We start from the raw sequence: 23,747 nt of genomic DNA, 5'->3' as shown, positions 1-23,747 counted from the left end.
CAGGGTGGCCCCCGCTTTGCCTGGGGGCCGCTCTGATTTTCGTAATCGGGAAAAGAACAGAGTTCCTCGATTTTCGTTCTTTTATCCTTTAACGGATGAGTTCTAAAACTTCTTTGATGCTGTCAATTTTCTTCGTATCCTCCGGAACGTTCCCAAAGCCGTACGCTGCGTAGAGAAAGGGGATTCCGGCTGCCGCCGCCGCGTCGCAGTCGCCCTGTGTGTCGCCGATGTAGACCGCGTCTTTCAGACCGTTTCGCTCCATCAGCAGCCGGATGTTTTCACCCTTGCTTTTGCCCGTGTTCCCAAAAGATTCAAAATCGGAAATATAGCGCTGCGTTTCGCTCTTTTTAAGGAACAGTTCGATGTATCCGCACTGGCAGTTGCTTACGATGAAAAGACGGTGGTCTTTGGAGAGTCGTTCAATCGTTTCTTTGGTGCCGGGATAAAGCAGGTTTTCCGTATTTTCCTCCAGAGCCTCCTGCTCGTTTTTGCAGCACTGACGAATCAGCAGGTTTTTTGTGTGCGAATCCGCTTCCCGGAACAGATCGTCCGCGATGACGTCCATGGATTTGCCGAATTCTTTTTTCAAAACAGCCGGCGTGATTTCCGCGAAGGTTCCTCCGATTTCCCGGACTGCCCTGGCCCATGCGGCTGCGACTACTTTTGTGGAATCCCATAGAGTTCCGTCAATATCAAAAATAATATTCATGCTAAAACCCATTCCTGTTTTTTTATTGTTAGTAGTATAATAATAAAATAGAATGTCCGTTTGGTCAATACCCGGCGGATGCTTGTCCGCCGAATTTGCCGGAAACCGCCGGTTTTTTACAGGAGGAAGTCATTGAATCAGATTGCTTACAAGCAGCTTTCCCAAAGGGAGATTACCGCTTCGCTGTTCCGGAAATTCAACCGTTACCAGGAAGTGAAACGCTGCTGGAGGAAGGAAGACGGCGTATGGGTTCTGAAGAACATATCTTTTACGGAGCAATGGAGCGATGAGGATTATGCTTTTTTGGTGTCCTGCCTGCGAAACACAGTACATATGGGCGGCAAAGTAGCGGGCGCGTTCGACGGGTGCCGTCTGATTGGATTTTCCTCCGTCGAAAGAGAACCGTTCGGGTCATCGCTGCAATATTTGCAGTTATCCAGTCTGCATGTATCCTGCGAGTCACGCGGCTGCGGAGTCGGCAGAAGCCTCTTCCGGAAAGCCTGTGAGAGCGCAAAGAGCCTTGGCGCAAAAAAGCTCTATCTCTCCGCGCACTCATCCGAAGAATCACAGGCGTTTTATCGCCGGATGGGCTGTACGGAGGCGGAAGAATACAATCAAAAGCTCGCGGATGCCGAACCCTGCGACTGCCAAATGGAATTTCTTCTCACTTAAAAGTTTAGGCAGGACGGAAGAAACCCGTTAATTCAGCTTCAGAATTTCTTCCGCGATCCTTTGGCTGCCGAATCCGTCGAGATACGAATTCATCCGCACGGCCGTTTCCCTTCGCAGGGAATTGTTTTCCGTCAGGCTTTTCAGGCGAGCCGTGATGCGAAACAGACAGGCGCCATAATTGCTGATGAGATCGCCGGCGTAAGCGGTGATGCGGTCAAAATGGAACTGCTTTCCGCATTCGGACTGTTCCGCCGTCAGGGCAAAGCACACGGTGGGCGTCCCGCAGGCGCACAGCTCATACAAGTGCATGCCGCAGGCCGATACGGCGGCGTCACAGTTTCTCATCACGGCCGCCATATTTTCGGGATTTGCAACAAGCTCCACATTCCGCAGCCGTGACGTCTGCTTTTCGAGAGAAGAAATTCCACGGTTTAGGAATTCCGCTGCGAGAATAAAGTTTAAATTCGGAAAAGCGGAGGAAAGGTCTTCGGCAAGCCTTCCGACAGGACTCGTTTCGGCCGCTCCCCCTACGGGCATCAATATATTTTTCACCCGGTCACGGACAATGGGGCGCAATTCGCGAAATTCTTTTCGCAGCGGCAGATACCGGACGCCTAAAAGCAGTTTCGTGCTGCATGCGCAATATGCTTCCGAATAAAAATCGATGCGGCAGGCGTTGCTGTAATTGATCAGCAAATGAATTCCCGGAAAAACCTGCTCCTGCGTTCCAAGATAAATCAGCTTGGCGGCATGGTTCAGCGATTCAAAATAACCGGCGGAGATACGGGGAAGATCGACCAGAAGTTTCGCGGCTTTTTCCTTTTTTAAAAGAGGAACCAGGCGTTCCGCCTCGGATTCCGGGCTGCTGAGGTGATCTAAAACGATGGCTTGGAATCCGCTCCGTCCGATCGGCTCCGCCATGTCCGGACCCGTTAGCAGGAATACAGAGCATTCCCCGCGCCGGCGGAGCTCTTCCGCAATTGCAAGACATCCGGTCAGGCGCTCCGGGGCGGTTCCATGATCCGCGTCGGTTCTGATATACAGCATATTATCCTCTTTTCTGCTCCGTTCAGGATTTTGGCAAAGATCGCTGAGCAGTACCCTGATCTGATGGGGATTGTCTATCCATTCATATTCCGAGAACCCGCGGGATATTCGCGCCTGCATTTGATTACGGCTCGGCACCCCGGCAGCGGTGTTTTCGCCCGTTTTTCCGGGAGAAAGATCAGGCCGGCCTGAGAAAAGCTAACTTTTTAACCGAATGCACTTGACTTTTTGAGTTAGCAGAGGTAAACTATACGCATAGGTTAGCATATGCTTACCAAAAACAGAAGCACAACGGGCAGTTGGATTTAACGGAGGTAACGGCATGAATATGGAGCAGACGGTTTTAAGGGAACGAATTGGAAACAAGGCTGCGGGTTTTTCGGGGGTTATGCCTTTAAACATGGTTCGCCCGGGGCAAGTGGTATCGGTTCATTCCATACGCGGCAGGGATGAAACCCGGCGCTTTCTTGCAAGCCTGGGCTTTGTGTCGGATGCGGCGGTCACCGTCGTTACGGAGCTTGGAGGAAACATTATTGTGAATGTCAAAGGAACCCGCGTTGCAATCAGCAGGGCGATGGCGGGCCGCGTTTATGTCGGCTGATGAATCAGTGGTAAGGGGGAAAATCGAATGAAAACCTTGAAGGACGCAAAGCGCGGTCAAACGGTGACGGTTGCTAAATTGACGGGGACCGGAGCGCTAAAGCGCAGAATTATGGATATGGGAATTACAAAAGGCGCGGAAATTCTGATTCGCAAGGTGGCACCGCTGGGCGACCCGATTGAGGTGAATGTTCGGGGCTACGAGCTTTCCATCCGCAAGTCGGAAGCGGAAAACATTCTTGTGGCGGAATGAGGAAAAGGTGTTTTTTTCTATGCGCTAGTTAGTGTATGCTAACCAATTAAGGAGGTAAATTGATGGAGATAAAGATCGCGCTTGTAGGCAATCCAAACTGCGGCAAAACGACGATGTTTAACGACTTGACGGGTTCCAGCCAATATGTGGGCAACTGGCCCGGCGTGACGGTGGAAAAGAAAGAGGGAAGGCTGAGAGGGCATCGGGACGTCACAATTACTGATTTGCCGGGAATTTATTCTTTGTCGCCCTATACGCTGGAAGAAGTGGTCAGCCGCAACTATTTGATCAACGAGCGGCCGAATGCGATCATTAATCTGGTGGACGGAACCAATCTGGAGCGCAATCTCTACCTGACCACACAGATTGTGGAACTGGGGATTCCGGTTGTTCTGGCACTGAATATGATTGACCTGGTGCGAAAGAGCGGGGACAGGATCGATACCGATAAGCTGGGGGAAGCCCTGGGCTGCGAAGTGGTCGAAACCTCCGCCTTGAAAGGAACAGGTTCCCTGCAGGCCGCGGAAAAAGCAATTAAACTTGCAAAGGAGAAAAAGGATTCGATTCCGCAGCGTAAATTCGGCGAAGAAGTGGAGCACGCTTTGGAAGCCATCCGAGAGCTGGCCGCGGGAGCAATCAAGCCGGAGCTTGCGCGATGGTATGAAATAAAAATTTTTGAGCGCGATTCCAAAGTAATGGAAGCGCTGACTTTGCCGCAGGGAATCGAAGGCAAACTGGATTCCGTCATTGCGGAAGTCGAAGAAAAAATGGACGATGACAGTGAAAGCGTTATTACAAACGAACGGTATGAATCGATTGCAAAGCTGATGAAAACCTGCGTCCATAAAAAACGCGTCGGTATGAGCACTTCCGATCAAATAGACCGGGTGGTGACGAACCGTTGGCTTGCGCTTCCGATCTTCGCGGTCGTCATGTTTGTCGTTTATTATGTTTCCATTTCTTCTCTGGGTACCGTCGTAACGGATTGGACGAACGACACTTTGTTCGGCGGGTGGATTCAACCGGCGGTTGCCGACTGGATGACCGGCGTCGGCGCCGCCGACTGGATCAGCGGGCTGGTGGTCGACGGTGTCATCGGCGGGGTCGGCGCCGTGCTGGGATTTGTTCCGCAGATGTTCATTCTGTTCTTTTTTCTTTCTATTCTGGAGGACTGCGGCTATATGGCGCGCGTTGCCTTCATTATGGACCGCATTTTTCGAAAATTCGGCCTCTCGGGCAAAAGCTTTATCCCGATGCTGATCTCTTCCGGATGCGGCGTGCCCGGGATTATGGCAACCAAGACGATTGAAAACGAAAAAGACCGCAGGATGACCATTATGACGACGACTTCCATTCCGTGCGGTGCGAAGCTTCCGATCATTGCGTTAATCGGGGGAGCCATGTTCCCGAATATTGTATGGATGGCTCCGGCAATGTACTTTATGGGGGTTCTTGCCATCGTTATTTCGGGAATTATGCTGAAAAAGACAAAGCTGTTCGCGGGAGATCCAGCTCCGTTTGTCATGGAGCTGCCGCAGTATCATATTCCGGCCCCGAAAGGCGTTCTGATTCATATGTGGGAGCGCGGCAAGGCGTTTATCGTGAAGGCCGGTACGGTAATCTTTGTCGCGTGCGGGGCGATCTGGTTCCTTTCCAGCTTTGGATTCGCTAACGGCGGCTTCGGCATGGTGGATGAAAACGCGAGTATCCTCGCCGCCCTCGGGCGCGTGATCGCCCCTGTTTTTGCCCCTCTGGGTTTTGGCAACTGGCAGGCCGCGGTCGCGACGGTTTCCGGGTTGGTGGCAAAGGAAAACGTTGTGGGAACCTTCGGCGTGCTGTTCGGGATCGGCGGAGATGTGGCGGAAGACGACCCAGGTCTGCTGAGCCAGATTGCGGTCATGTTCCCCTACGGTTCGGCGGCGCTTGCCTTCCTGGTTTTCAACTTGCTGTGCGCCCCGTGCTTCGCTGCCATCGGCGCCATGAAGCGGGAAATGGCCAGCTCAAAGTGGACTTGGTTCGCGCTTGGGTATCAGACGGTGTTTGCATACTCTATCGCACTGATGATCCACCAGTTCGGCGGCCTGATCTTCGGGGGCGTTTCCTTTGGCGGAGGAACCGTCGCCGCGCTGACTGTTTTGGCCGTCCTGCTTTACTTTTTGTTCCGGCCGAACCCACAGGACAAGGTCAGGCAAGGTTCCGCGGCGAGCGCGGCTTTATAAGGCAAAGCGAAAAGAGGTTTGACAGTATGTTACAGTGGCTTGCCGCAAACGCGGCTACAATTTTAATTAGTATCGCATTGGCGTCTTTGTTCGTTCTGGCTGTCAGGAATATGCGCAAAGCCCGGAAAAGCGGGGGCTGCGCGGGCTGCGGCGGCGGCATGTGCAGTCACTGCTCCCAGGCGGCGCAGAGTCCAAAGCGATAAAATCATTCTGGAAAGGGCTGCCGTTCAAGTTGAGCGGCGGTCCTTTTTCATGCCTGCACGAGGCCCGGCTCCGGAATAAACGCGGCGGGGAGAGACACACTACCCTTCGAGGTGAATCTTATGGCGGATCAAAAGAAAAAGAAAACGCAAAACCCCCAGAAAAAAATAAAGGACGCCGTTTTGAACGACGCCGGCAATCAAACTGAATTTAATCCAAACCACAATACGCGCAAGGTCGCCCTGGGACCCAACACAAAACGCTGAAGGAGGAGACGGAATGGGGAATCGCACGAAAAACGAGAAGAAGCATGACGGAAAATTTCCGTCCAAACATGTGAATCACGACCCGCGTACGGAAAGCGCGAAAGCGGTATTTCCGGCGGAAGATAAAAATAAAAAATGAACGGCAGGGAGCTGTATCTTGAGTTGAACCGGCATTTGCTGCGGGACGCGGAGCCGTCCCGGTATCTGAACCGGATTTGCGGCGACCCGCTTTTCCGGCAGGTTCCGTTTGATATGCTCGACCGGCTCAGGCAAACCGCGCAGTCCCCGATCTATCATCCCGAAGGCAGCGTCTGGAACCATACCATGCTGGTGGTGGACGAGGCGGCAGGACAAAAAAGAAAAAAGCGCCCGCCCCGCGGTGTTTCTGTGGGCGGCGCTTTTGCATGATATTGGAAAACCCGATGCTACAACAATCCGGAAAGGGAAAATAACCTCTTACAACCATGAAATAATCGGAGAAAGGCTTGCCGTTGAATTCCTCAGTTGTTTTACGGATGACGAAGACTCTATCCGCGCGGTGGCGGCACTGGTCCGCTGGCATATGCAGATTCTGTTTGTTGTCAAGAGCCTTCCGTTCGCGGATCTTGAGGGAATGAAGAGAGAGGCCGATTTTCATGAGGTTGGTTTGCTTGGCTTTTGCGACCGGCTGGGCCGGCTGAATGCCGACAGTGAAAAGGAAAAGAAGAATCTGAGACTGTTTTATAAGCAGTGCGGGCAGCGGTGAGAACCGTCTTTTCAGGTGACCGTAACCAGGCATTGGGCCGTCAGGCCGTTGCCGGTTCTTGCCTGAATCGTCGTGCAGCCCTTTGAAACGCCCAGGACCGTCCCGTTCTGAACGACCGCGACCCTGGAATTGCACGAGCTCCAGGACGTGCGGTTGTCATACACATTGCCGTTGATCAGCGTAACCGCGGAATTCAGTTCACAGGTTTTGCCCGCCTTGATACTGACGGCGGTCTTGTCCATTTTGACGGAAACAGGGATGTATTCGTTCAGAGCGACGCACCGGGCGAGACTTTTTGCGATGGCGTCGGTGTTGCTCTCGATCCAGGCGACATCCTGCGGATTGTCGTGATACGCCGTTTCGATCAGACAGTGCGTCATTTTCGGCATGTACATTTCCCACAGCGCGTCGTTGGTGTCAAGGCTGACGGCGCTTTTATCCGGATAAATAAAATTCTCCTTCAGCAGGTTGGCAAAACGCAGGCTTTGAGCGCTGTCCGACGGATAAAAAATCGTGGTGCCGTTCGTTTTGGGACCGTCGTCCCGCGCGTTGGAGTGAATCGCCAGATAAAGGTCGCAGCGGTTTTCCTCCGCCTGCCTGACCCGGCCGACAATCGTGTTTCGCTGATTTTCACGGCTGCCGGTCTGGGCGCTTGCAAGGGCGTAACCGATTCCATACTGCCGGAGATAAGGGATCATGGCAAAGGCGACCTCCCGCATATGGAGCTCCTCGCTGCCGGAACCGTCGCAGTAGGGATTCCAGGTCTGGCAGGAGGGGCTTAAATAGACACGGTATGTAGGAACGGAATAAGTCGGGCGCGTTGTAAAGATTCCGTTCCGTCCGGCGGCCGAGGCCCGCTCGCCGGCGGAGCCCAGTGCCGCGGCCGCCGTCAGGGCAAGGCAAAGCGTTATTTTCAGTTTTTTCAGACGCATCGCGAGTCACAAACCTTCCGTTTTTTATATCTTTATTATAGAACATTTTTCCGGAAAATTCTACAGGATGCGCCTGCTTTTTTAATCGGACATCAGTCGCTTTTCCCCCGTAATTTGCTGAATCGGCTGAATATCCTGCGTTACCTCCAGAACTCCGAGGTATTCCTTTTTTTCGTTTCTGACGGCGAAATACCGGATGTAGATGTATCTGCCGCCCATCTTGATCCAGAAATCCTCGTGCTCTTTTCTGCCGGCTTTCAGATCCTCCACGATTTTTTCCACGATATGCACGCTCGCCGGTGGATGGCAGTTTGCCACCTTGCGGCCGATGATTGCCTTGGTTCTGGGCAATACCCGCTCCGCTCCCTGTGAAAAGTATTTGACCGTGTCATCCCGATCCACAAAGGTCAGGTCTACCGGAAGGGTGTCAAGAATCCGGATCAGCTCCTCGATTTTCAGGGTGCCCGTGGGAAGCGCCACGGTTCCCGGCAGGCTGCTTTCTTCCTGGATCCGGTCCGCTGCGCCTTTTTGCTGGTTGGGCTTCCAGACAGGCGCTTTTTCTATCAGGCAGAATCCGAAATCTCCGCTTTCCTCGGCGACTTTTTCCCACTCGTCCTCCGTCAGGTTTTCCAGAAGCATGGGCAGCATGATGTTTTCTTCTTTGAAAATCATTTCGGCTATTTGATTCAAAAGGGCTTCGATCGCTTCTTTCAGCTGCCCGGATTCCCGCAGATTTAGATTTCGGCTGATTTCCTTAATCTGCGCTCTGATCTCGTCGTCGACGCCCCACATGACTTTCGGCGGGGCCGTAATGCCGTAATGCTCCAAATAGGGAAACAGGAGATTTTCCTTTTTCAGATAATGCCGGTCGATTTCCGCCAGCTTTGTAAATCGGGTCTTGATGGCCTTTTCCGCGTCTTCCTCCGGAAGCCGGGGCAGATAACTTCGGATTTCACCGAGCAGCTGATCCACCGCTCTGTTTTCAGCTTTCAGAACATTTGCAGGATGGCCCGGTATTTTCGAGGGATCCGCCGGCCGGTGGATCTCTTCGATCGATCCCTTGAAAACGGCTGCGTGAACGTCGCAGAGGCGTTGGACTTCGGAGATCGGCAGGCCGTCCGCGACCAGAGCCTGCTCCGCCTGAGCGATCTCCTCCGCGGAGACTCCCTCAAAGGTTTTTGCAAACTGTCCTTTGACCTCTTCCACGCTTTTACCCGACTGCAGCTGTGCGATCAGGTCTTTGATCACTTTCTGACGGTATTCCCGGTTGTTGATTTCTTCGCTCATTCGATTTCCTCCTAGTCTATTGCGGTCTGTCTTCCGACTCCCGCGCCTGTTTTTGCAGCAGGGCGGCAAACTGCCTGCCGTATTCCTCGCACGCCGAACGCTCGGCACGGTCCGGCACCCAAAGGCTGCGGCAGCCGTCGTTCAGAATCTGAAAACCGCAGGCGGCAAGCTCCCCCGTCATCTGCTTCACCGCTTCTCCGCTCCAGCCGTAACTGCCGAAAGCCGCGGCGCTTTTTGCCTGAAATTTCAGGCCTTTCATCATTTCCAGAATCCCGCCGACGGAATACAGGTATCCGTTGTTGATGGTAGGGGAACCGAGAAGAACTGCCTTGGAGCGGAAAACCTCGGTGATCACGTCGTTTTTATCTTTTTTGGAGGAATTCATCAGCTTGACGGTGACCGTCGGGTCCTCTTTCCGGATGCCTTGGGCGATCGCTTCGGCCATTCTCCGGGTCGAATTCCACATGGTGTCGTAAACCAGGGTGATCTGGTTCTCCCGGTACCGGTCGGCCCATTCCAGATATTTGCCGACAATCTGAACGGGGTTGTCCTTCCAGATGACGCCGTGGCTGGGACAGATCATTGAAACGGGGAGTTTCAGCGTAAGAACTTCGTTGATCTTCCTGGTTACAAACCGGCTGAACGGCGTGAGGATGTTCGCGTAGTATTTCAGCGCTTCCGCCCACAGCTCCGCCTGATCCACCGTATCATTGTAAAGCGATTCCGTCGCGAAGTGTTCGCCGAACGCGTCGTTGCTGAACAGGATGTTCTCACCCGTCAGATAGGTAAACATGGAGTCCGGCCAGTGAAGCATGGGGGCTTCCACAAAGATAAGCGTGTTTTCCCCAAGCTGCAGCCTATCGCCGGTTTTGACCACTTTAAAATTCCAGTCGCGGTGGTAATGTGCTTTCAGGATTTTCGCTCCGTTGGCCGTGCAGTAGATCGGCGTTTCCGGAATTTCGCGCATCAGCTCCGGCAGAGCGCCGCTGTGGTCGATTTCGCTGTGGTTCGCAATGATGTAATCGATCCGGTTCAGATCGGTTTCCCTTTTCAGCCCGGCGACAAATTCTTTGCCGAACGGCTGCCATACCGTGTCGATCAGCGCCGTCTTCTGGTCCCGGATAAGATAGGAGTTGTAGGAAGACCCCCGGTGTGTCGAGTATTCATTGCCGTGGAATTTTGTCAGCTCCCAGTCAATTTTGCCAACCCAAGTGACTTTCTCCGTTATCTGTTTCCCCATGGATGCGCCTCCGTGTTTTTGTTTTAGCTTTCCTCACGGGAGCGGGTTTTAGTCATTAAAATTGGCAGAAGATAGAAATTCCCCCGCGGATGCGGGGGAATGAAAGGGATCATCGGTTCAGGATTTTTTTCAGGTCTTCTTCCGGCGTGCTGATCGGGGAAATGCCGAACTGTTCCACCAGAACATTCAGGACATTTTGGGAGAGGAACGCGGGCAGCGTCGGCCCGATGTAGATGTTCTTGATTCCGAGGGACAAAAGCGAAAGCAGGACGCAGACCGCCTTTTGCTCGTACCACGACAGAACGATGGAGAGCGGCAGGTCGTTTACGCCGCACCCGAACGCTTCCGCCAGGGCGGAAGCGACGCGAACCGCGCTGTAAGCGTCGTTGCACTGCCCCATATCCATGATGCGCGGCAGACCGCCGATAGAACCGAGGTCCAGGTCGTTGAAGCGGTATTTTCCGCAGGCCAGGGTCAGAATCATGCTGTCCTTCGGCGCCTGCTTGACAAATTCCGTGTAGTAGTTGCGCCCCGGCTTTGCTCCGTCGCAGCCGCCGACCAGAAAGAAATGACTGATTGCGCCGGACTTTACCGCTTCCACAACTTTATCCGCCGCGCCGAGCACGGCGCCGTGGGCAAAGCCGGTCGTCACCTGAGTGCCTCCGTTGATGCCGGTCATGACGCGGTCTTCCGCGTAACCGCCAAGCTCCAGAGCCTTTTCAATCACCGGGGTAAAATCCTTTTCCTCGTCGATGTGAACCATATCGGGGTAGGCCACGACTTCGGTCGTGAAAACGCGGTCGCGGTAACTGTCCTTTACGGGCATCAGGCAGTTCGTGGTAAACAGGACCGGCGCGGGAATGTCTTTGAATTCCTTCTGCTGATTCTGCCAGGCGGTGCCGAAATTGCCCTTGAGCTGCGGGTACTCCTTCAGCTTGGGGTAGGCATGGGCGGGCAGCATTTCTCCGTGCGTGTACACGTTGATTCCCCTGCCTTTGGTTTGTTCCAGCAACAGCTGAAGGTCGCGCAGATCATGACCCGAAATGACGATGAACGGGCCTTTTTCAATCGTCAGCGGCACGGTGACGGGCACGGGGGAGCCGTAGGTTTCCGTGTTGGCCCGGTCAAGCAGCTCCATGCACTTCAAATTTACTTTGCCGGTTTCCATGACGACCGGCAGAAGCTCATCCATGCCGAACGTTCCGCCGACCACGGCAAGGCCCTTGTAGAAAAAGTCGTTTACTTCCCCGTCCGTATAGCCGAGCACCAGAGCGTGGTACGCGTAAGCGGCCATGCCGCGCAGACCGAACAGAATCAGGGATTTGAGCGAACGGATGTCTTCATCGTCCCGCCACAGGCGGTTCATGTCATATTCTCCGGCGACCGCCGCAGTAAGCCTGCTCCGCTCCGCGCGGACCGCGTCGATCCGGCGCCGGATATCTTCGTTGTCGAAATTGACGTTTGTAATGGTGGTGAAGAGTCCCTCAATGATCACGCGGTCTGCCGACGCACCGTGATCGCGTCCGTAAAAGTCCCTGGCGAGCCCGATCAGGGCGCCGGTCAGCTCATCCTGCAAAAGCGCGGTGTCCTCTTTTTTGCCGCAGACGCCCTGCGCGCCGGTGCAGCCGCTGCACCCCGCCGTCTGCTCGCATTGAAAACAAAACATATTTCCCATTTTTTCTATCTCCTTCCAACTTTTATTCAATATCGGAATATTTAGTACGAGTTCTATGCTTGTATTATAAAACGGATTCCGATAAATTTCCGTTGGAATTACAACGAATAGAGAAAAAATTATGGGGCGGCTTGTGGCATATTTTGCTTGCCGAAATAATACTCGTTTGCGGGTTACGGCTGCGGAGATCTCTCCCGCATCATGCAGCCGTAACCAATGCGGAGACAAAGACAAAGCCGGCGCCGAGTGAGGGCGCCGGCTTTGCTGATCGTAGAATCGTATTTCAACAATTCGGATTCCTCCTGTTGATCATTTTTACAGACCGTATGCGGATGAGACCAGGATTGCGCAGAGCACGCCGAGCAGGGAGCCGGCCAGCGTGTCGGACGGATAATGAACGTTTAGGAAAATGCGCGAAAAAGCAATCAAAAAGGCAAGAATGATCGCGGCCGCGCAGAGCGGGCTGTTCAGCAGGAAAAAGACGGTGGCTGCCGCAAAAGAAGAGGAGGAGTGCCCGGAGGGGAACGAGTAGCCGCCCGGGGCTTTGATCAGCAGGGAGGAATCATGATCGGCGGCGAAAGGTCTGGGCCGCCCGACCAGCAATTTCAGAAGCTGGCCGGTCAGGTGAGAGAGCGCGAGCGAAAAAATCAGAATGTAGACAAATCTTCTGCTTTTTCCCTCTAACATCCAAACTGCGGCGTAAATCAGCCAGACCGCCCCGGCGTTGCCGATTCTGGAAATCAGGGGGAAAATGAAATCAGTGATCCGGTTGTGGCAGTGGAGCTGAACGTATTCAATTACTTTTGTGTCCATTCTCGTCCTCCGTCAACGCATTCATCCTATCAGGTCTAAAGGCAGCGGTGTCAAGAAGCTTGATATCGGCTGCAGGTAAGCAGTGGCTTACGATGATCAGTCTCATGTTTAGCATATCACGCCGCGGCAGGGAGAAAAAAGCGGCAATCTTCGTAAAAGTCCTGTTTGCAGATTTTGCAGGCGGGGCTTTTTCAGTTGAGTTCCGACGAAGGCGCATGGCCCGATGGAAGTTACGGCCAGCGCAGGTAATTGCAATTTTCCGCCGCGAGCTGTGCCGCCGCCATAAAAACGGTAAAGAAAGCCAGAACCATGATAATGAAGACGGAGCCCGCGTCATACCGCATTTTTTCTTCCCGGTTCGTGGCGTAGGCCAGCAGGGTTTCGATGCCGAGAAACACGAGGATCAGGGGCCAGAGCGAAGTGATCAGGCGGATTGTCACCGCGGGGACCGCCAGCCTGAGCAGGAACAGAACCCCGAAAACGACCATTGAGACGCCGGCGGTCAGGGTGCCGACTCTTCTGTTTTTAATCACGGTGATCCAGCTCCTCCTTTTTTCCCTTGATCAGCCGGATGCCGATCAGGATAATCACAACGCCCAGAAATACCTGCGGGAATACGGAAAGCAGCGCCTGAAAATATCTTGCCGCCAGCGGCAGAAGCCCGAACCGGAACTGCGAAAGCAGCTTTAAACCGATCAGGTAAATCCCGAAAAAGATGAGCGCGATCCCGGCGTAAAGTCCCCCTTTGCCGGAGAACTTTTTGTTCAGCTCCGAAAGTCCGTCCAAATGGAAAAGGTACCGGTCTTGCGCCGCGCCGAATTCCTGATCATCCGCCCAGGCAAGGTTGATGCAGTCAAAAAAGGAGTAGAACCACAGCACGGGAAGAAGATAGAGCAGCGGCCCGATGCCGAGCCAGGAGGACAGGAAAATAATGAGAAAAAACATGGACATCAGGGAAAGCCCCCGTTTCATGAAACCCAGAAACATATGCCCCGCGCCGGGCAGAATCGCGAATAGTACGGTCAGTCCCTTACTTCTTTTTTTCGGCATGTTGAAAGACCTCCCAGTGAAGAATTTGTTGTGAAAAACCGTTCAGACGTGAGCTGATTTGTTCCACAGCGCTGAATCCCGGCGCCGTAATATCCAGATAGGAATTCTGCGTTCCGGCAAGCGTTCTGAGCGTGCCGGAAAAAACGAGGAACAGCGCCGCGCAGGCCGCGAGGACTACCCGGGCGGAGTACAAGAACAGCTCCGCGCCCGTTTCCCTTTGGGGAAGGCGGCGGCGGACCTCTTCCGCAAACCCGGCAGGCGGGGCCGAGGGCTTACCGGAATCGAACGCTTCCGCAAGGCGTTCGGCGCAGATTTCGCAGGAGCCAAGGTGCTCCGCGACCCCAAGCATTTCTTCCGGCCCCAGCTTTCCTTCGGAAAAATCCAGAAGAACCTGGTTTTCCACGTGACCGTCGGGCAAAAAAAGTCCGTTCATTGTTGTTCCTCCTCCCACAGGGCTTTCAGCAGTTTTTTCGCGCGGTACAGCCGCGTTTCCAAAGTTCTTATGTTTTGACCGCTTTCCCGTGCCAGCTCTGAAAGCTTCTTCTCGTCACAAAAATAACTTTCCGCCACACTGCGGTACGGTTCCTTCAGTCGGCCGCACAGTCCGCGGATATGTTCCTTCGACATCCGGTCTTCCGCCTGTTCCTCCGGCAGGCCGCCCGGATCGCGGAGCAGGGCGGCGTCCTCTTCGGGAAGCGGCAGGCTTTTTCTGGCCGGGCTTTTCAGAAAGTCCCTGCATTTGTTCACGGCGATGGCGGTCAGCCATGCTTTGGGATTCTCTCCGTCGAATCGGTTCCAGTTCCGGTACGCGGATAAAAAGGTTTCCTGCGCCAGATCTTCGGCGTCGAAATAATTTTTGGTCATGGTCAGGCAGATGGTGAAAATAAGAGACTGATACCGTACTAGGGTGCATTCAAATTGTCGCACATTAATACGCATCACCATCCTTTTTTGTCTGCCACCATTATAAACGAGTCTTGGGCAGAAAACACTTCAAAAAGCAGAATCTTTTTTAATTTCTTCCTAAAGAAAAAAAAGCCGAACGCAAATGCGTCCGGCCCTGTCCTCAAAGCCCGTTAATTTTACAGCAAAAAGGAAAAATCAGGGATTTTTTCTTGACTTCACGGCAAAAAGGGGTATAATTTACCTGTAAGGCACAAAAAGTGCAGTGCAGGGGAAGGTGTAACCAGCACCGACCCCCTGTATACGGAGAACAGACCTCCATACGCAACTGAATCATCAGCACACTGCGTCCATTATTATAACTCTGTTTTATCCTTTTGTACAGGGGGAAAATGGGGGACTGCGCGTGCGTTCGGTAACGTTGTATATGGATGAAAAATCCGTGTACGGCGTTTTTTTGTGCCCTGCGGGCCGCGAGCGGGCCGGATGCACCACCGTCCTCTCCGTTCCCGCGGTCCTTATTATTCTTAGCATTCAAGTTTCAAGGGAGAATTTTGATACAAATAGTTATATTGCAATATAAAAATACATAATTGATTCGACTTTACTTTTTCCTAAGTCTGTTGATAGGAATTATTTGACAAGAATGGCTGCTAATTTTATAATAAGTAAAAATAATCGGGAAGGAGGGAGAAGATGAAAAAATACTTTTCACATGATTTATCCATGAGCGTCTTTCTCCTTGTGATGGTTGGGTTTGCCGTCTATCTTTCCGTTACCTGCGCGAATATGAAAAGCTGGGGTAAAATTGATTATTCGGCCGGTGAAGCGGAATATGGGAGCAATCGCCCGTACAAGGTTCAGGAATGTACGCGGGAAGATTATGCCGCGATGAAAGACGCGTATCGCGGCGGAAGCTACGGAGCGAATACACAGCGGATCCATTTATGGATTGACGGGAAAAATCTCCCGCAGACACAGGACCTGTCCGAATCGGATGCAGAGTCAAATGATTCATGGAACAGCAAATACTATTTTGTTGAGGAAAAAATTCTGCTGGACTACAAGTTCGCGCTTGATTTTCAGGCTTATGTCCATGCGCTTGCGGACAAAGACGGCAGGGTACAAAAGATTGTGGAAATTGCGGCGCCCTATCTTTCCATGGGTGGAAACGCAGCCGGCAGCCGTTTTACCGGTGCCGGAGAGCTGACCAACGGGAAGGACGGGCCGGAAATGGATTTTAACGGTGTTGTGAGCTTTGAAGCGGATAATACAGTGCCTGTGTTCGGCGAAAATTACAGTCAGATTTCCGCCGGTACCGATGCGGGGACGAAGTATCGGTATCTGGTGAGAAACGAGCGCTTTCGCTGGAGCTGGAACGATCTAAGCCCGTCCAATCAGGCTTAAAGAAAGGGGGATGCAAAGTTGCTTGGAAAACTTTCCAATAAAACGCTTTCAACCAGAATCATGGTTTGGCTGTGCGCGGGACTGATATTCTTTTTGCTTGGTGCCGCAGTCAATGCGAATTGGAGCGGCATGGTTCAGGGGAACCAGGATTTTGCACGGCTGATCGCGTACGCGCGCGCTCTTTATTACAGAATACGGGTAGTCGTTTGGGCCATCATCGGCTTTTTCCTCGTCTGGCATGGCTGTGACGTTCTTTACCGGCTGCTGTCGGTTTGCCAGAGCTTTCAGGAAGAACAGCAGAAATGAACTTTTCCGCTGTTCCAAAGAAAAGCCGCCGCAAAGTCTGACTTGCGGCGGCTTTTTGATTTTTGAAAGCGGATTAACCCTTGGGTACGGAATACTCCACTCCGTCTTTTGTCACGCGGGCGTGCACCAGCGGAATTTCCGCGGGCGGCTCCGCGCTGATCTGCACGGTGGCCCGGAACAGTTTTTCGGCCTCGTCGCATTTTTCCTGCGAAGACGTGAAAAAAGTCGCGAGCGATTCGCCGGCGGCTACCCGGTCGCCGACCTTTTTATGCAGCACGATTCCGGCGCTGAAATCGATGGGGTCCTCTTTCTTTTCCCGCCCCGCGCCGAGCTCGACGGAAGCGATGCCGCATTCCTCCGTGTTCATCGCGTGGAGAAACCCGTCCTTCCGCGCGGGAATTTCGCGCCGGACAGCCGCCTGTGTAAACTTTGAATTGTCGTCCAGTACGGAAACGTCCCCGCCCTGAGCCGCGACCATTTCGCGCAGCTTTTGGAACGCCCCGCCGTTTTCGATTTGCCCCTTCGCAAGGCCGCGGCACTCCTCGACGCTGCCGTGCCCGGCCAGATACAGCATGTTCGCCGCGAGTTCGACGCAGATGGCGGTCAGGTCCTTCGGGCCGCGTCCCCTCAGCGTCTCGCAAACCTCGCAGATTTCCAGGCTGTTGCCGATCGCGTTGCCGAGCGGGCGGTCCATATCCGTAATCAGCGCGACGGTTCGGCGGCCGACGTGCTCGCCGATGGAAACCATCGCTTCCGCGAGGCGCACGGAGTCGTCAACCGTTTTCATGAACGCGCCGCTGCCGGTTTTTACGTCCAACAGGATGCAGTCGGAGCCCGCCGCGATTTTTTTGCTCATGATGCTCGATGCAATCAGCGGAATGCTCTCGATGGTCGCGGTCACATCCCGCAGCGCGTACAGCTTTTTGTCCGCCGGGACCAGATTCCCCGACTGCCCGATGACGCTGACGCCGACTTTTCGCACGATATCGAAGAAGGTCTCGCGGTCCAGGGCGGTTTTCATGCCGGGGATGGACTCCATTTTGTCCACCGTGCCGCCGGTGTGCCCCAGGCCGCGTCCGCTCATTTTTGCGACGCGGACCCCGAGCGAAGCCACCATCGGAGCGATGATCAGGGTCGTTTTGTCTCCGACCCCGCCCGTGCTGTGCTTGTCCACCTTGACCCCGTCGATGGAGGAGAGGTCTACCATTTCGCCGGAACGCGCCATGCTCATGGTCAGGTTCGCCGTTTCCCGCTCCGTCATGCCCTGAAAATAAATCGCCATCATCAGCGCGGAGGCCTGATAGTCCGGAATATCACCCCCGACGTACCCGTCGATGAAAAACTGAATTTCCTCCTGCGACAGTTCTCCGCCGCCGCGTTTTTTCGAGATAATATCGTACATTCTCACTGGGATTTTCCCCCTTCTTCCAGATTCCTGCCGCTGAATCCAAGCGGAAGCAGCTCGCGCAGGGAAAGCGTTTTTCTTTCTTCCGGCGATTTTGCGAGGATAACTTTAAATTCGTCCGGGTCGCAGAATTCCATCATGACCTGACGGCAGACGCCGCAGGGCGGGCAGAAATCGGTAAGGCCCTGTCCCGCTTTTCCGCCGACAATCGCAATGGCTGCGAACTCGCGCTCGCCCTCGCTCACCGCTTTGAAAAACGCGGTCCGTTCCGCGCAGTTGGAGGGGTGTACGCGGCGTTTTCGATATTGCACCCCTGATAGACCCTTCCGCTTTTCGTCAGAAGCGCCGCGCCGACCTGAAAGCCGGAATACGGCGTATAAGCCATTTTACGCGCTTCGATTGCTGCCGCGACCAGTTCTTTTTCGTCCATAAAAACTCCTTCCCCACGGAGCGAAAGCGCCCCGTGCCAAAAAAATCCGGGCGGCGGGAAGACCCGCCCGCCCGGTTGAAACCGCAGACATGTCCTGTGAGCGGTTTGCGGTTTTTTATACGGTCAATAACCGTGAGCTTCCTCGTTTTTCAAAAGCTTGATGATGCGGCTGGTTCCCAGGCGGGAAGCGCCTAGGGAAAGAAAACGCTCCGCGTCGTCCAGCGTTTTGATGCCGCCGGCCGCCTTGATCCTGACGTTCGGGCCGACGTGCCCGCGGAACAGGGCGACGTCCTCAAACGTCGCGCCGGCCGTGGAAAATCCAGTGGAAGTCTTGATGAAATCCGCGCCGGACTCGGTCACGATTTCACACATGCGGATTTTTTCCTCCCGGGTCAGCAGGCAGGTCTCGACGATCACCTTGAGAATCCGCTCGCCGCAGACCTCCTTGAGCTTCCGGATTTCATCGAGCTCTTGCTCATACAATCCGTCTTTGATCCAGCCGATGTTGATGACCATATCGATTTCATCCGCGCCGTTTTGGATGGCGTTCTTTGCCTCGAATGCTTTGACGGCGGAGGTCGAGTACCCGTTCGGAAATCCAATGACCGTGCAGACGGCCATTTTGTCCCCAAGGTATTCTTTTGCGCGTTTGACATAAGACGCGGGGATGCAGACGGAGGCGGTCCGATATTTGACGGCGTCGTCACAGATGACCCGGATTTCGTCCCACGTCGCGGTCTGGGTCAGCAGGGTGTGGTCCACGGCGCTCAGTATTTTCTGAAGATCCATTGTTATCCTCCCGTTTTTATCTCTCTCCCTTTTCATAGGGCAGGCCGTCCGCTTTCGGCGCGACGGAGCGGCCGACGAACAGAATCAGCACCACGATGGTGAGAAAATAGGGCAGCATGGCAAGAATCTGACTCGGAATCGACACCCCACTGTCGCTGCCGCCGAGAACCACGGTCAAAGCCTGCGCCAGACCGAACAGCAGGCAGGCCCCGTAGGCCCCGTAAGGAGTCCATTTGCCGAAAATAACGGCGGCCAGTGCGATGAATCCCTGGCCGCTGATCGCGGTCGGGGTTGAACTGGGAGATGATCGCGAGCGTCATCGAAGCACCGCCGAATCCGGAAAGCACGCCGGAGGCCAGAACGCAGGAATAACGCGTGCGGCCGACGTTGATGCCGAGCGTGTCGGAGGCCGCGGGGTGCTCACCGACGGAGCGGATGCGCAGGCCCCATTTGGTTTTATACAGGATAAACCAGATAAACACCGTGGCAATCAGGCCGAGCACCACCGTCACGTCGACGTTCAGGTTTGCCGCCGGGGTTCCGGCGAAGGCGTCTTCCCCGAACAGTCTGGGCAGCGTGGCAACCGGCGGGGTCATGGTGGCGTCCTTGAACAGAAGACGGCAGAAGAACAGCGCGAAGCCCGGGCCAATCAGATTGATCGCGATGCCGGAGATTGTCTGGTCCGCGTTGAAGGTCACCGAGGCGATCGCGTGCAGCAGGGCGACAAGCCCCCCGGCGACGCCCGCCGCAAGGAAGCCCAGCCACGGGTTGCCGGTAAAGTAGCTGACGGAGGCGCCGGTAAACGCGCCCATGGTCATCATGCCCTCAATCCCGATGTTGACGACGCCCGAGCGTTCCGATACAACGCCGCCCAGCGCGCCGAAAACCAGCGGGGGTGGAGTACATCATGGTGATACCGATGAGTAAAAGAAGCTTACTGAACATGGCCGGCACCTCTCTTTTCCAGCTTTTCCGCAAGCACGGGAACGATCTTTGTCAGCGCGACGAAAAATACGATCGTGCCGATCATGATATTGATGATTTCGGTTGGGGCGCCGACATCCTGCTGGACGCTCTGCCCGCCGTAGAGCAGTCCGCCGAACAGCAGCCCGGCGAAAATACAGCCGATGGGGGATGAGCCCGCGATCAGCGCTACGGACAAGCCGTTGAAGCCGTTGTTTTCAAATGCCGCCAGAGTGGAGATTTTATGCGGCGCGGTTCCGGTGATGGCAAGGGCTCCCGCTAGGCCGGCCAGGGCGCCCGCGATGACCATCGCGTCGGTGATGTTTTTGTTCACATTGATGCCCGCGAATTCCGCGGCGTCACGGTTAAATCCGACGGCGCGCAGCTCATAGCCCTTTGCCGAGCGGTACAGCAGGTACCAGATAATCGCGGCCATCAGCACCGCAACGAGAAACCCGAAATTCACGTCGGTTTTCAGCATGACCTCGTACAGCCACTGGTGCGGCTTTAACGCCGCCATCCCCGCCTTGGAGGTTTTCCAGTTGGGCAGAAGCATGGTGTAGCTGGAGGGATTGACCGGATAGGTGCTGGTGGAGTTCGGCATGTGGTAAGTGCCGGAAGCAACGACAAAATTGGACAGATACAGCCCGATCCAGTTCAGCATGATGCTGGTGATAACCTCATGAATGCCGAATCTCGCCTTCAGGTACCCCACGATCCAGCCGAACAGCGTGCCGCCCAGCACGCCCGCCATGACAACCACCGGGATCTGAAGAACGGGGGGGAGGTCCAGCTTGACCCCGACCAAAACAGCCGCCACGGCTCCCGCGATGTACTGACCTTCCGCCCCGATGTTGAACAGGCCGGTCTGGAACGCGAAGGCAACGCTCAGACCGGTCAGAATGATCGGCGTCGCCTTGATGATGACATTGGAAATGTATTTGGGCTTTGCAAAGATTCCGTGAAACAGAGCGCCGAAGGATTGCCCGGGATTATAGCCTGCGGCGACAAGCACGACCGCGGCAACGATAAACCCGAATAAAACGGCAATCAGAGTCGAGGCGATCGGTTTTTTAAGTACTTTCGCTGCCAGTTTCATTCAGCCTGCCTCCCGCCATTAAAAGTCCGATGGTATTTTCGTCAACTTTTCCCTGCGGGAACGAAGCGACGATGCTTCCCGCGTAAATCACGCCGATCGTGTCGGCGACGTTCATGATTTCGTCCAGTTCCAGCGAAATCAGCAGAACGGCCCTGCCTGCGTCGCGTTCGCGAACCAGCATCTTATGCACGTATTCGACCGCGCCGACGTCAAGTCCGCGCGTCGGCTGCACCGCGATGAGAAGCTCCGGTTCGTTCGAAATTTCGCGCGCGATGATGACCTTTTGCTGGTTGCCTCCGGAAAGCCCGCGCACCGGCTGGCTTTCACAGCCGGCGGGCCGAATGTCGTAATCCTCGATCAGCCTCCGGGCAAAACCGGTCATTCTGGAGCGGTCGATCATTCCGCGGCGGGTGAATTCGGGGGTTCGGTATTTTTCGATCACCGCGTTTTCCGCGACCGTAAAGGGGAGCACCAGCCCGCGTCTCTGCCGGTCCTCGTGGATGGTGGAGACCTTGTGGTCGATCACGTTGCGCGGCGTGGTGTTCTGGATTTCAACGCCGTTGATCTTGATCGTGCCGCTCTGCGCGCGCGTCAGGCATGTGATCGCCTCCACCAGTTCTTTCTGGCCGTTGCCGTCGATGCCTGCGATCCCCAGAATTTCGCCGCGCCGGATTTTCAGGGAAAGATTCCGAACAGCTTCCAGCCCGCGTTCGTTTTTGACGGTCAGGTTTTCGATTTCAAAGATCACGTCGCCCGGTTTTGCCGGCGCTTTCTCGACGACCAGCTTCACCGCGTGCCCGACCATCATGGTAGCCAGCTGTTCCTCATCCACATCCGCGACCGGTACCGTGTCGATAGAATGCCCGCGCCGGATGATGGTGCATACGTCCGAGGAAGCCTTGATTTCCTTGAGCTTGTGCGTAATGATGATGATGGTTTTCCCGCCGCTGATCAGACTGCGCATAATTTCGATCAGTTCCTCGATCTCCTGCGGCGTCAGCACCGCGGTCGGTTCGTCCAGGATGAGAAGGTCCGCCCCGCGGTAGAGTGCCTTCAGAATTTCGACGCGCTGCTGCATTCCGACGGAAATATCTTCGATTTTGGCGTCCGGGTCAACCTCCAGACCGTATTTTTTTACGATTCCGATGATCTCTTCGCGCGCCTTTTTCGTATCTATGATTCCGAATTTGCCGGTAACCTCGTTACCGAGGATAATATTCTGTGTTACGGTGAAATTGTCGACCAGCATAAAGTGCTGGTGTACCATGCCGATTCCATGCCCGATTGCAGTATTTGGATTTTTAATCTCTGCTTTTTTGCCATTGATATAGATTTCGCCCGAGTCGGCCTGGTACAGGCCGTACAGGATGTTCATCAGCGTGCTTTTTCCGGCGCCGTTTTCCCCCAAAACAGCGTGGATGGAACCTTTTTTTACGTCCAAATCCACATGATCAAGGGCACAAAAGGAGCCGAACAGTTTGGTGATACCGTGCATCTGCACCGCGTATTCCGTGCTGACTTCCATGGCAGATCCCCCTTGCCTTCCATTCTTCCTCCCACAAGGAACGGGGCGCCCAAAGGAACGCCCCGCCCAAAAGGAAAGGATAACCGGGTTTGTGAAATTATTTCAGTGTTTTAACAAACGCGTCGTAGTCGTCTTTGCTGGCCGGAGGAACGATCTCTTTATCCTTGATCTTCTGCTCCAGAGCCATTGCCGCGTTATAAGTGTCGTCGCCCATCAGTTTATGCTCTTCCGGAATGCCGACGCCGTCTTCCGTCAGGCCCAGGCTGTAGGTTTTACCGCCGATTTCCTTGCCGTCGATCGCATCCTTGGAAACCTGCTCGACCGCCTTGTCAACACGCTTCAGGGCGGAAGTCAGAACGTTGTCGGGCGCCAGAAAAGCTTGGTCCATATCGACGCCGATCGCGTATTTGTTTGCTTCCTTCGCCGCCTCGATGACACCTACGCCTACGCCGCCCGCCGCGTGGAAGACAATGTCGCACCCGCCGGAGTACATGGATTTCGCGATCGCCTTGCCCTTTGCGGAATCAACGAAGCTTTCGGCGTACTGAGAAACCACATCGATATTTTTATTCAGTTCCTTTGCTGCATAAGCAACACCGGCTTTGTAACCGTACTCAAACTGATCGATGACGTCGCTTTTCTGTCCGCCGACAAAGCCGACCTTGTTGGTCTTTGTGGTTTTGCCCGCGATGTAGCCAACCAGGAAGGAAGGCTCCTGAGCACGGAATACCACGCAGGTGACATTGCTCGGCACGGTTTCATAGGCGTTGTCGATAATGGCGTAGCCGATGTCGGGATTCTGCTGCGCCGCGTTCTGCAGCGCTCCCGCCATCGCATAGCCGACGCCCCAGATCAGCTGGTTGCCGTCGTCGGCCGCTTTGTCAAGGTTGGTGGCGTAGTCGGATTCCTGTTTGGATTCGGAATAATTGGCCTTTGCGCCGGGCACATCCTTCTCAAGCTGCTGCAGGCCTTTCCACGAAAGCTGGTTGAAGGACTGGTCGTTGACCCCGCCGGTGTCCGTTACCATCAGAACCTTGTAGTTTGTCGCGGCCGCGGATGAGCTACCCGCTGCGGACGCCGCCTGACCGGATGCTTCGCTGGACGCTTCACTGGACGATGCCGCCCCCGAGCTGCAGGCCGTAGCGGAGACAGCCATGAGAGCTGCGAGCAGGAACGCTGCCAACTTTTTCATTTGATTTCCTCCTAAAGTT

General features: G+C 54.5%; 26 protein-coding genes and 2 pseudogenes. 10 read left to right on the top strand and 18 right to left on the bottom strand.

From position 1 onward, the window contains the following. Positions 1 to 88: 88 nt before the first annotated feature. A complete protein-coding gene (locus tag HCR03_RS08030) occupies positions 89 to 709 on the bottom strand; it encodes an HAD family hydrolase (RefSeq protein WP_187037529.1) in 621 nt (206 codons plus the stop codon). A 132-nt stretch (positions 710 to 841) separates the two neighbouring features. Between HCR03_RS08030 and HCR03_RS08025 the strand changes: the two genes are divergently transcribed. Next, complete coding sequence (locus HCR03_RS08025; protein ID WP_228725154.1) at positions 842 to 1,381, top strand: GNAT family N-acetyltransferase; 540 nt, start codon at positions 842 to 844, stop codon at positions 1,379 to 1,381. 27 nt (positions 1,382 to 1,408) lie between these two features. On the opposite strand, the gene HCR03_RS08020 is transcribed toward HCR03_RS08025, so the two are convergent. Next, positions 1,409 to 2,428, bottom strand: coding sequence for a hypothetical protein (locus HCR03_RS08020; protein WP_187037527.1), 1,020 nt, complete (start codon positions 2,426 to 2,428; stop codon positions 1,409 to 1,411). A gap of 322 nt (positions 2,429 to 2,750) precedes the next feature. On the opposite strand from HCR03_RS08020, the gene HCR03_RS08015 reads away from it, so the two are divergent. The 7 genes from HCR03_RS08015 to HCR03_RS20285 all read left to right on the top strand — a co-directional run bounded on the left by HCR03_RS08015 (position 2,751) and on the right by HCR03_RS20285 (position 6,712). Then, on the top strand, positions 2,751 to 3,029 hold the full coding sequence (locus HCR03_RS08015) for a FeoA family protein (protein WP_228725153.1): 279 nt from the start codon (positions 2,751 to 2,753) through the stop codon (positions 3,027 to 3,029). 27 nt (positions 3,030 to 3,056) lie between these two features. Continuing rightward, a complete protein-coding gene (locus HCR03_RS08010) occupies positions 3,057 to 3,281 on the top strand; it encodes a FeoA family protein (protein ID WP_066649558.1) in 225 nt (74 codons plus the stop codon). Between the two features lie 62 nt (positions 3,282 to 3,343). Further along, positions 3,344 to 5,500 (top strand): ferrous iron transport protein B, encoded by a 2,157-nt coding sequence (gene feoB, locus HCR03_RS08005; protein WP_187037525.1) that lies wholly within the window; start codon positions 3,344 to 3,346, stop codon positions 5,498 to 5,500. A gap of 26 nt (positions 5,501 to 5,526) precedes the next feature. Then, a complete protein-coding gene (locus HCR03_RS08000; protein WP_083210255.1) occupies positions 5,527 to 5,703 on the top strand; it encodes a FeoB-associated Cys-rich membrane protein in 177 nt (58 codons plus the stop codon). A 277-nt stretch (positions 5,704 to 5,980) separates the two neighbouring features. Continuing rightward, positions 5,981 to 6,106, top strand: a complete 126-nt coding sequence (locus HCR03_RS20060; RefSeq protein WP_267459224.1) for a CPC_1213 family protein — start codon at positions 5,981 to 5,983, stop codon at positions 6,104 to 6,106. Then, positions 6,103 to 6,375, top strand: coding sequence for a hypothetical protein (locus tag HCR03_RS20290; RefSeq protein ID WP_330601153.1), 273 nt, complete (start codon positions 6,103 to 6,105; stop codon positions 6,373 to 6,375). Before HCR03_RS20060 ends, HCR03_RS20290 begins: the two co-directional genes overlap by 4 nt. After that, positions 6,368 to 6,712: a hypothetical protein gene (locus HCR03_RS20285; protein WP_330601152.1), complete on the top strand. Its 345-nt coding sequence runs from the start codon at positions 6,368 to 6,370 to the stop codon at positions 6,710 to 6,712. Before HCR03_RS20290 ends, HCR03_RS20285 begins: the two co-directional genes overlap by 8 nt. An 11-nt stretch (positions 6,713 to 6,723) precedes the next feature. Here the strand turns inward: HCR03_RS20285 and HCR03_RS07990 are convergent, their stop codons facing one another. The 9 genes from HCR03_RS07990 to HCR03_RS07950 all read right to left on the bottom strand — a co-directional run bounded on the left by HCR03_RS07990 (position 6,724) and on the right by HCR03_RS07950 (position 14,654). Further along, positions 6,724 to 7,644: an N-acetylmuramoyl-L-alanine amidase gene (locus tag HCR03_RS07990; protein ID WP_066649554.1), complete on the bottom strand. Its 921-nt coding sequence runs from the start codon at positions 7,642 to 7,644 to the stop codon at positions 6,724 to 6,726. Between the two features lie 81 nt (positions 7,645 to 7,725). After that, positions 7,726 to 8,931 (bottom strand): DUF438 domain-containing protein, encoded by a 1,206-nt coding sequence (locus HCR03_RS07985; protein ID WP_187037524.1) that lies wholly within the window; start codon positions 8,929 to 8,931, stop codon positions 7,726 to 7,728. Positions 8,932 to 8,947: 16 nt separating this feature from the next. Further along, positions 8,948 to 10,171, bottom strand: a complete 1,224-nt coding sequence (locus HCR03_RS07980; protein ID WP_066649542.1) for an anaerobic nitric oxide reductase flavorubredoxin — start codon at positions 10,169 to 10,171, stop codon at positions 8,948 to 8,950. 109 nt (positions 10,172 to 10,280) lie between these two features. Next, on the bottom strand, positions 10,281 to 11,846 hold the full coding sequence (gene hcp / locus HCR03_RS07975) for a hydroxylamine reductase (RefSeq protein ID WP_187037522.1): 1,566 nt from the start codon (positions 11,844 to 11,846) through the stop codon (positions 10,281 to 10,283). 315 nt (positions 11,847 to 12,161) lie between these two features. Continuing rightward, positions 12,162 to 12,659, bottom strand: a complete 498-nt coding sequence (locus HCR03_RS07970; protein ID WP_066649538.1) for a phosphatase PAP2 family protein — start codon at positions 12,657 to 12,659, stop codon at positions 12,162 to 12,164. 230 nt (positions 12,660 to 12,889) lie between these two features. Beyond that, a complete protein-coding gene (locus tag HCR03_RS07965; RefSeq protein ID WP_066649536.1) occupies positions 12,890 to 13,192 on the bottom strand; it encodes a LiaF transmembrane domain-containing protein in 303 nt (100 codons plus the stop codon). Beyond that, the gene (locus HCR03_RS07960) at positions 13,185 to 13,709 is read right to left on the bottom strand and encodes a hypothetical protein (RefSeq protein WP_066649534.1); all 525 of its coding nucleotides are present in this window, start codon (positions 13,707 to 13,709) and stop codon (positions 13,185 to 13,187) included. Before HCR03_RS07960 ends, HCR03_RS07965 begins: the two co-directional genes overlap by 8 nt. Further along, positions 13,690 to 14,142 (bottom strand): anti-sigma factor family protein, encoded by a 453-nt coding sequence (locus tag HCR03_RS07955; RefSeq protein ID WP_066649533.1) that lies wholly within the window; start codon positions 14,140 to 14,142, stop codon positions 13,690 to 13,692. The genes HCR03_RS07960 and HCR03_RS07955 overlap by 20 nt, the downstream gene beginning before the upstream one ends. Then, the gene (locus HCR03_RS07950; protein ID WP_187037520.1) at positions 14,139 to 14,654 is read right to left on the bottom strand and encodes an RNA polymerase sigma factor; all 516 of its coding nucleotides are present in this window, start codon (positions 14,652 to 14,654) and stop codon (positions 14,139 to 14,141) included. Before HCR03_RS07950 ends, HCR03_RS07955 begins: the two co-directional genes overlap by 4 nt. 654 nt (positions 14,655 to 15,308) lie before the next feature. On the opposite strand from HCR03_RS07950, the gene HCR03_RS07945 reads away from it, so the two are divergent. Then, positions 15,309 to 16,019, top strand: coding sequence for a hypothetical protein (locus HCR03_RS07945; protein WP_066649526.1), 711 nt, complete (start codon positions 15,309 to 15,311; stop codon positions 16,017 to 16,019). 18 nt (positions 16,020 to 16,037) lie between these two features. Further along, positions 16,038 to 16,325: a hypothetical protein gene (locus HCR03_RS07940; protein WP_066649523.1), complete on the top strand. Its 288-nt coding sequence runs from the start codon at positions 16,038 to 16,040 to the stop codon at positions 16,323 to 16,325. 73 nt (positions 16,326 to 16,398) lie between these two features. Here HCR03_RS07940 and HCR03_RS07935 read toward each other — a convergent pair whose 3' ends face one another. From HCR03_RS07935 to HCR03_RS07905, 7 genes and pseudogenes are all read right to left on the bottom strand, one after another. Continuing rightward, positions 16,399 to 17,727 carry a pyrimidine-nucleoside phosphorylase gene (locus tag HCR03_RS07935; RefSeq protein ID WP_066649520.1) on the bottom strand — a complete coding sequence of 443 codons (1,329 nt, stop codon included), beginning with the start codon at positions 17,725 to 17,727 and terminating at the stop codon, positions 16,399 to 16,401. A 188-nt stretch (positions 17,728 to 17,915) separates the two neighbouring features. Further along, positions 17,916 to 18,115, bottom strand: a pseudogene (locus tag HCR03_RS20280) (cytidine deaminase); the annotation flags it as partial. A gap of 168 nt (positions 18,116 to 18,283) precedes the next feature. Further along, positions 18,284 to 18,949 carry a deoxyribose-phosphate aldolase gene (deoC, locus tag HCR03_RS07925; RefSeq protein ID WP_066649514.1) on the bottom strand — a complete coding sequence of 222 codons (666 nt, stop codon included), beginning with the start codon at positions 18,947 to 18,949 and terminating at the stop codon, positions 18,284 to 18,286. A 16-nt stretch (positions 18,950 to 18,965) separates the two neighbouring features. Continuing rightward, positions 18,966 to 19,894, bottom strand: a pseudogene (locus HCR03_RS07920) (ABC transporter permease). After that, positions 19,884 to 21,011, bottom strand: a complete 1,128-nt coding sequence (locus HCR03_RS07915; protein ID WP_156989730.1) for an ABC transporter permease — start codon at positions 21,009 to 21,011, stop codon at positions 19,884 to 19,886. The pseudogene HCR03_RS07920 and the gene HCR03_RS07915 overlap by 11 nt, the downstream one beginning before the upstream one ends. Continuing rightward, the gene (locus HCR03_RS07910) at positions 20,986 to 22,536 is read right to left on the bottom strand and encodes an ABC transporter ATP-binding protein (protein WP_156989731.1); all 1,551 of its coding nucleotides are present in this window, start codon (positions 22,534 to 22,536) and stop codon (positions 20,986 to 20,988) included. Before HCR03_RS07910 ends, HCR03_RS07915 begins: the two co-directional genes overlap by 26 nt. 97 nt (positions 22,537 to 22,633) lie before the next feature. Then, positions 22,634 to 23,728 carry a BMP family ABC transporter substrate-binding protein gene (locus HCR03_RS07905; RefSeq protein ID WP_066649502.1) on the bottom strand — a complete coding sequence of 365 codons (1,095 nt, stop codon included), beginning with the start codon at positions 23,726 to 23,728 and terminating at the stop codon, positions 22,634 to 22,636. Positions 23,729 to 23,747: the final 19 nt, after the last annotated feature.

Origin of the sequence: Caproicibacter fermentans (genome assembly GCF_014303955.1) — a bacterium.
In the GTDB taxonomy this organism is placed as follows: Bacteria; Bacillota; Clostridia; order Oscillospirales; family Acutalibacteraceae; genus Caproicibacter; species Caproicibacter fermentans.
This window is presented reverse-complemented; position numbering and strand designations above follow the sequence as displayed.

Excerpts from the sequence above, each read along its gene's own strand:
- HCR03_RS08030 (WP_187037529.1), bottom strand. The coding sequence starts at position 709 with ATGAATATTATTTTTGATATTGACGGAACTCTATGGGATTCCACAAAA.
- HCR03_RS08020 (WP_187037527.1), bottom strand. The coding sequence starts at position 2,428 with ATGCTGTATATCAGAACCGACGCGGATCATGGAACCGCCCCGGAGCGC.
- HCR03_RS08015 (WP_228725153.1), top strand. The coding sequence starts at position 2,751 with ATGAATATGGAGCAGACGGTTTTAAGGGAACGAATTGGAAACAAGGCT.
- HCR03_RS08010 (WP_066649558.1), top strand. The coding sequence starts at position 3,057 with ATGAAAACCTTGAAGGACGCAAAGCGCGGTCAAACGGTGACGGTTGCT.
- feoB (WP_187037525.1), top strand. The coding sequence starts at position 3,344 with ATGGAGATAAAGATCGCGCTTGTAGGCAATCCAAACTGCGGCAAAACG.
- HCR03_RS08000 (WP_083210255.1), top strand. The coding sequence starts at position 5,527 with ATGTTACAGTGGCTTGCCGCAAACGCGGCTACAATTTTAATTAGTATC.
- HCR03_RS20060 (WP_267459224.1), top strand. The coding sequence starts at position 5,981 with ATGGGGAATCGCACGAAAAACGAGAAGAAGCATGACGGAAAATTTCCG.
- HCR03_RS20290 (WP_330601153.1), top strand. The coding sequence starts at position 6,103 with ATGAACGGCAGGGAGCTGTATCTTGAGTTGAACCGGCATTTGCTGCGG.
- HCR03_RS07990 (WP_066649554.1), bottom strand. The coding sequence starts at position 7,644 with ATGCGTCTGAAAAAACTGAAAATAACGCTTTGCCTTGCCCTGACGGCG.
- HCR03_RS07985 (WP_187037524.1), bottom strand. The coding sequence starts at position 8,931 with ATGAGCGAAGAAATCAACAACCGGGAATACCGTCAGAAAGTGATCAAA.
- HCR03_RS07980 (WP_066649542.1), bottom strand. The coding sequence starts at position 10,171 with ATGGGGAAACAGATAACGGAGAAAGTCACTTGGGTTGGCAAAATTGAC.
- hcp (WP_187037522.1), bottom strand. The coding sequence starts at position 11,846 with ATGGGAAATATGTTTTGTTTTCAATGCGAGCAGACGGCGGGGTGCAGC.
- HCR03_RS07970 (WP_066649538.1), bottom strand. The coding sequence starts at position 12,659 with ATGGACACAAAAGTAATTGAATACGTTCAGCTCCACTGCCACAACCGG.
- HCR03_RS07960 (WP_066649534.1), bottom strand. The coding sequence starts at position 13,709 with ATGCCGAAAAAAAGAAGTAAGGGACTGACCGTACTATTCGCGATTCTG.
- HCR03_RS07955 (WP_066649533.1), bottom strand. The coding sequence starts at position 14,142 with ATGAACGGACTTTTTTTGCCCGACGGTCACGTGGAAAACCAGGTTCTT.
- HCR03_RS07950 (WP_187037520.1), bottom strand. The coding sequence starts at position 14,654 with ATGGTGATGCGTATTAATGTGCGACAATTTGAATGCACCCTAGTACGG.
- HCR03_RS07945 (WP_066649526.1), top strand. The coding sequence starts at position 15,309 with ATGAAAAAATACTTTTCACATGATTTATCCATGAGCGTCTTTCTCCTT.
- HCR03_RS07935 (WP_066649520.1), bottom strand. The coding sequence starts at position 17,727 with ATGTACGATATTATCTCGAAAAAACGCGGCGGCGGAGAACTGTCGCAG.
- deoC (WP_066649514.1), bottom strand. The coding sequence starts at position 18,949 with ATGGATCTTCAGAAAATACTGAGCGCCGTGGACCACACCCTGCTGACC.
- HCR03_RS07915 (WP_156989730.1), bottom strand. The coding sequence starts at position 21,011 with ATGAAACTGGCAGCGAAAGTACTTAAAAAACCGATCGCCTCGACTCTG.
- HCR03_RS07910 (WP_156989731.1), bottom strand. The coding sequence starts at position 22,536 with ATGGAAGTCAGCACGGAATACGCGGTGCAGATGCACGGTATCACCAAA.
- HCR03_RS07905 (WP_066649502.1), bottom strand. The coding sequence starts at position 23,728 with ATGAAAAAGTTGGCAGCGTTCCTGCTCGCAGCTCTCATGGCTGTCTCC.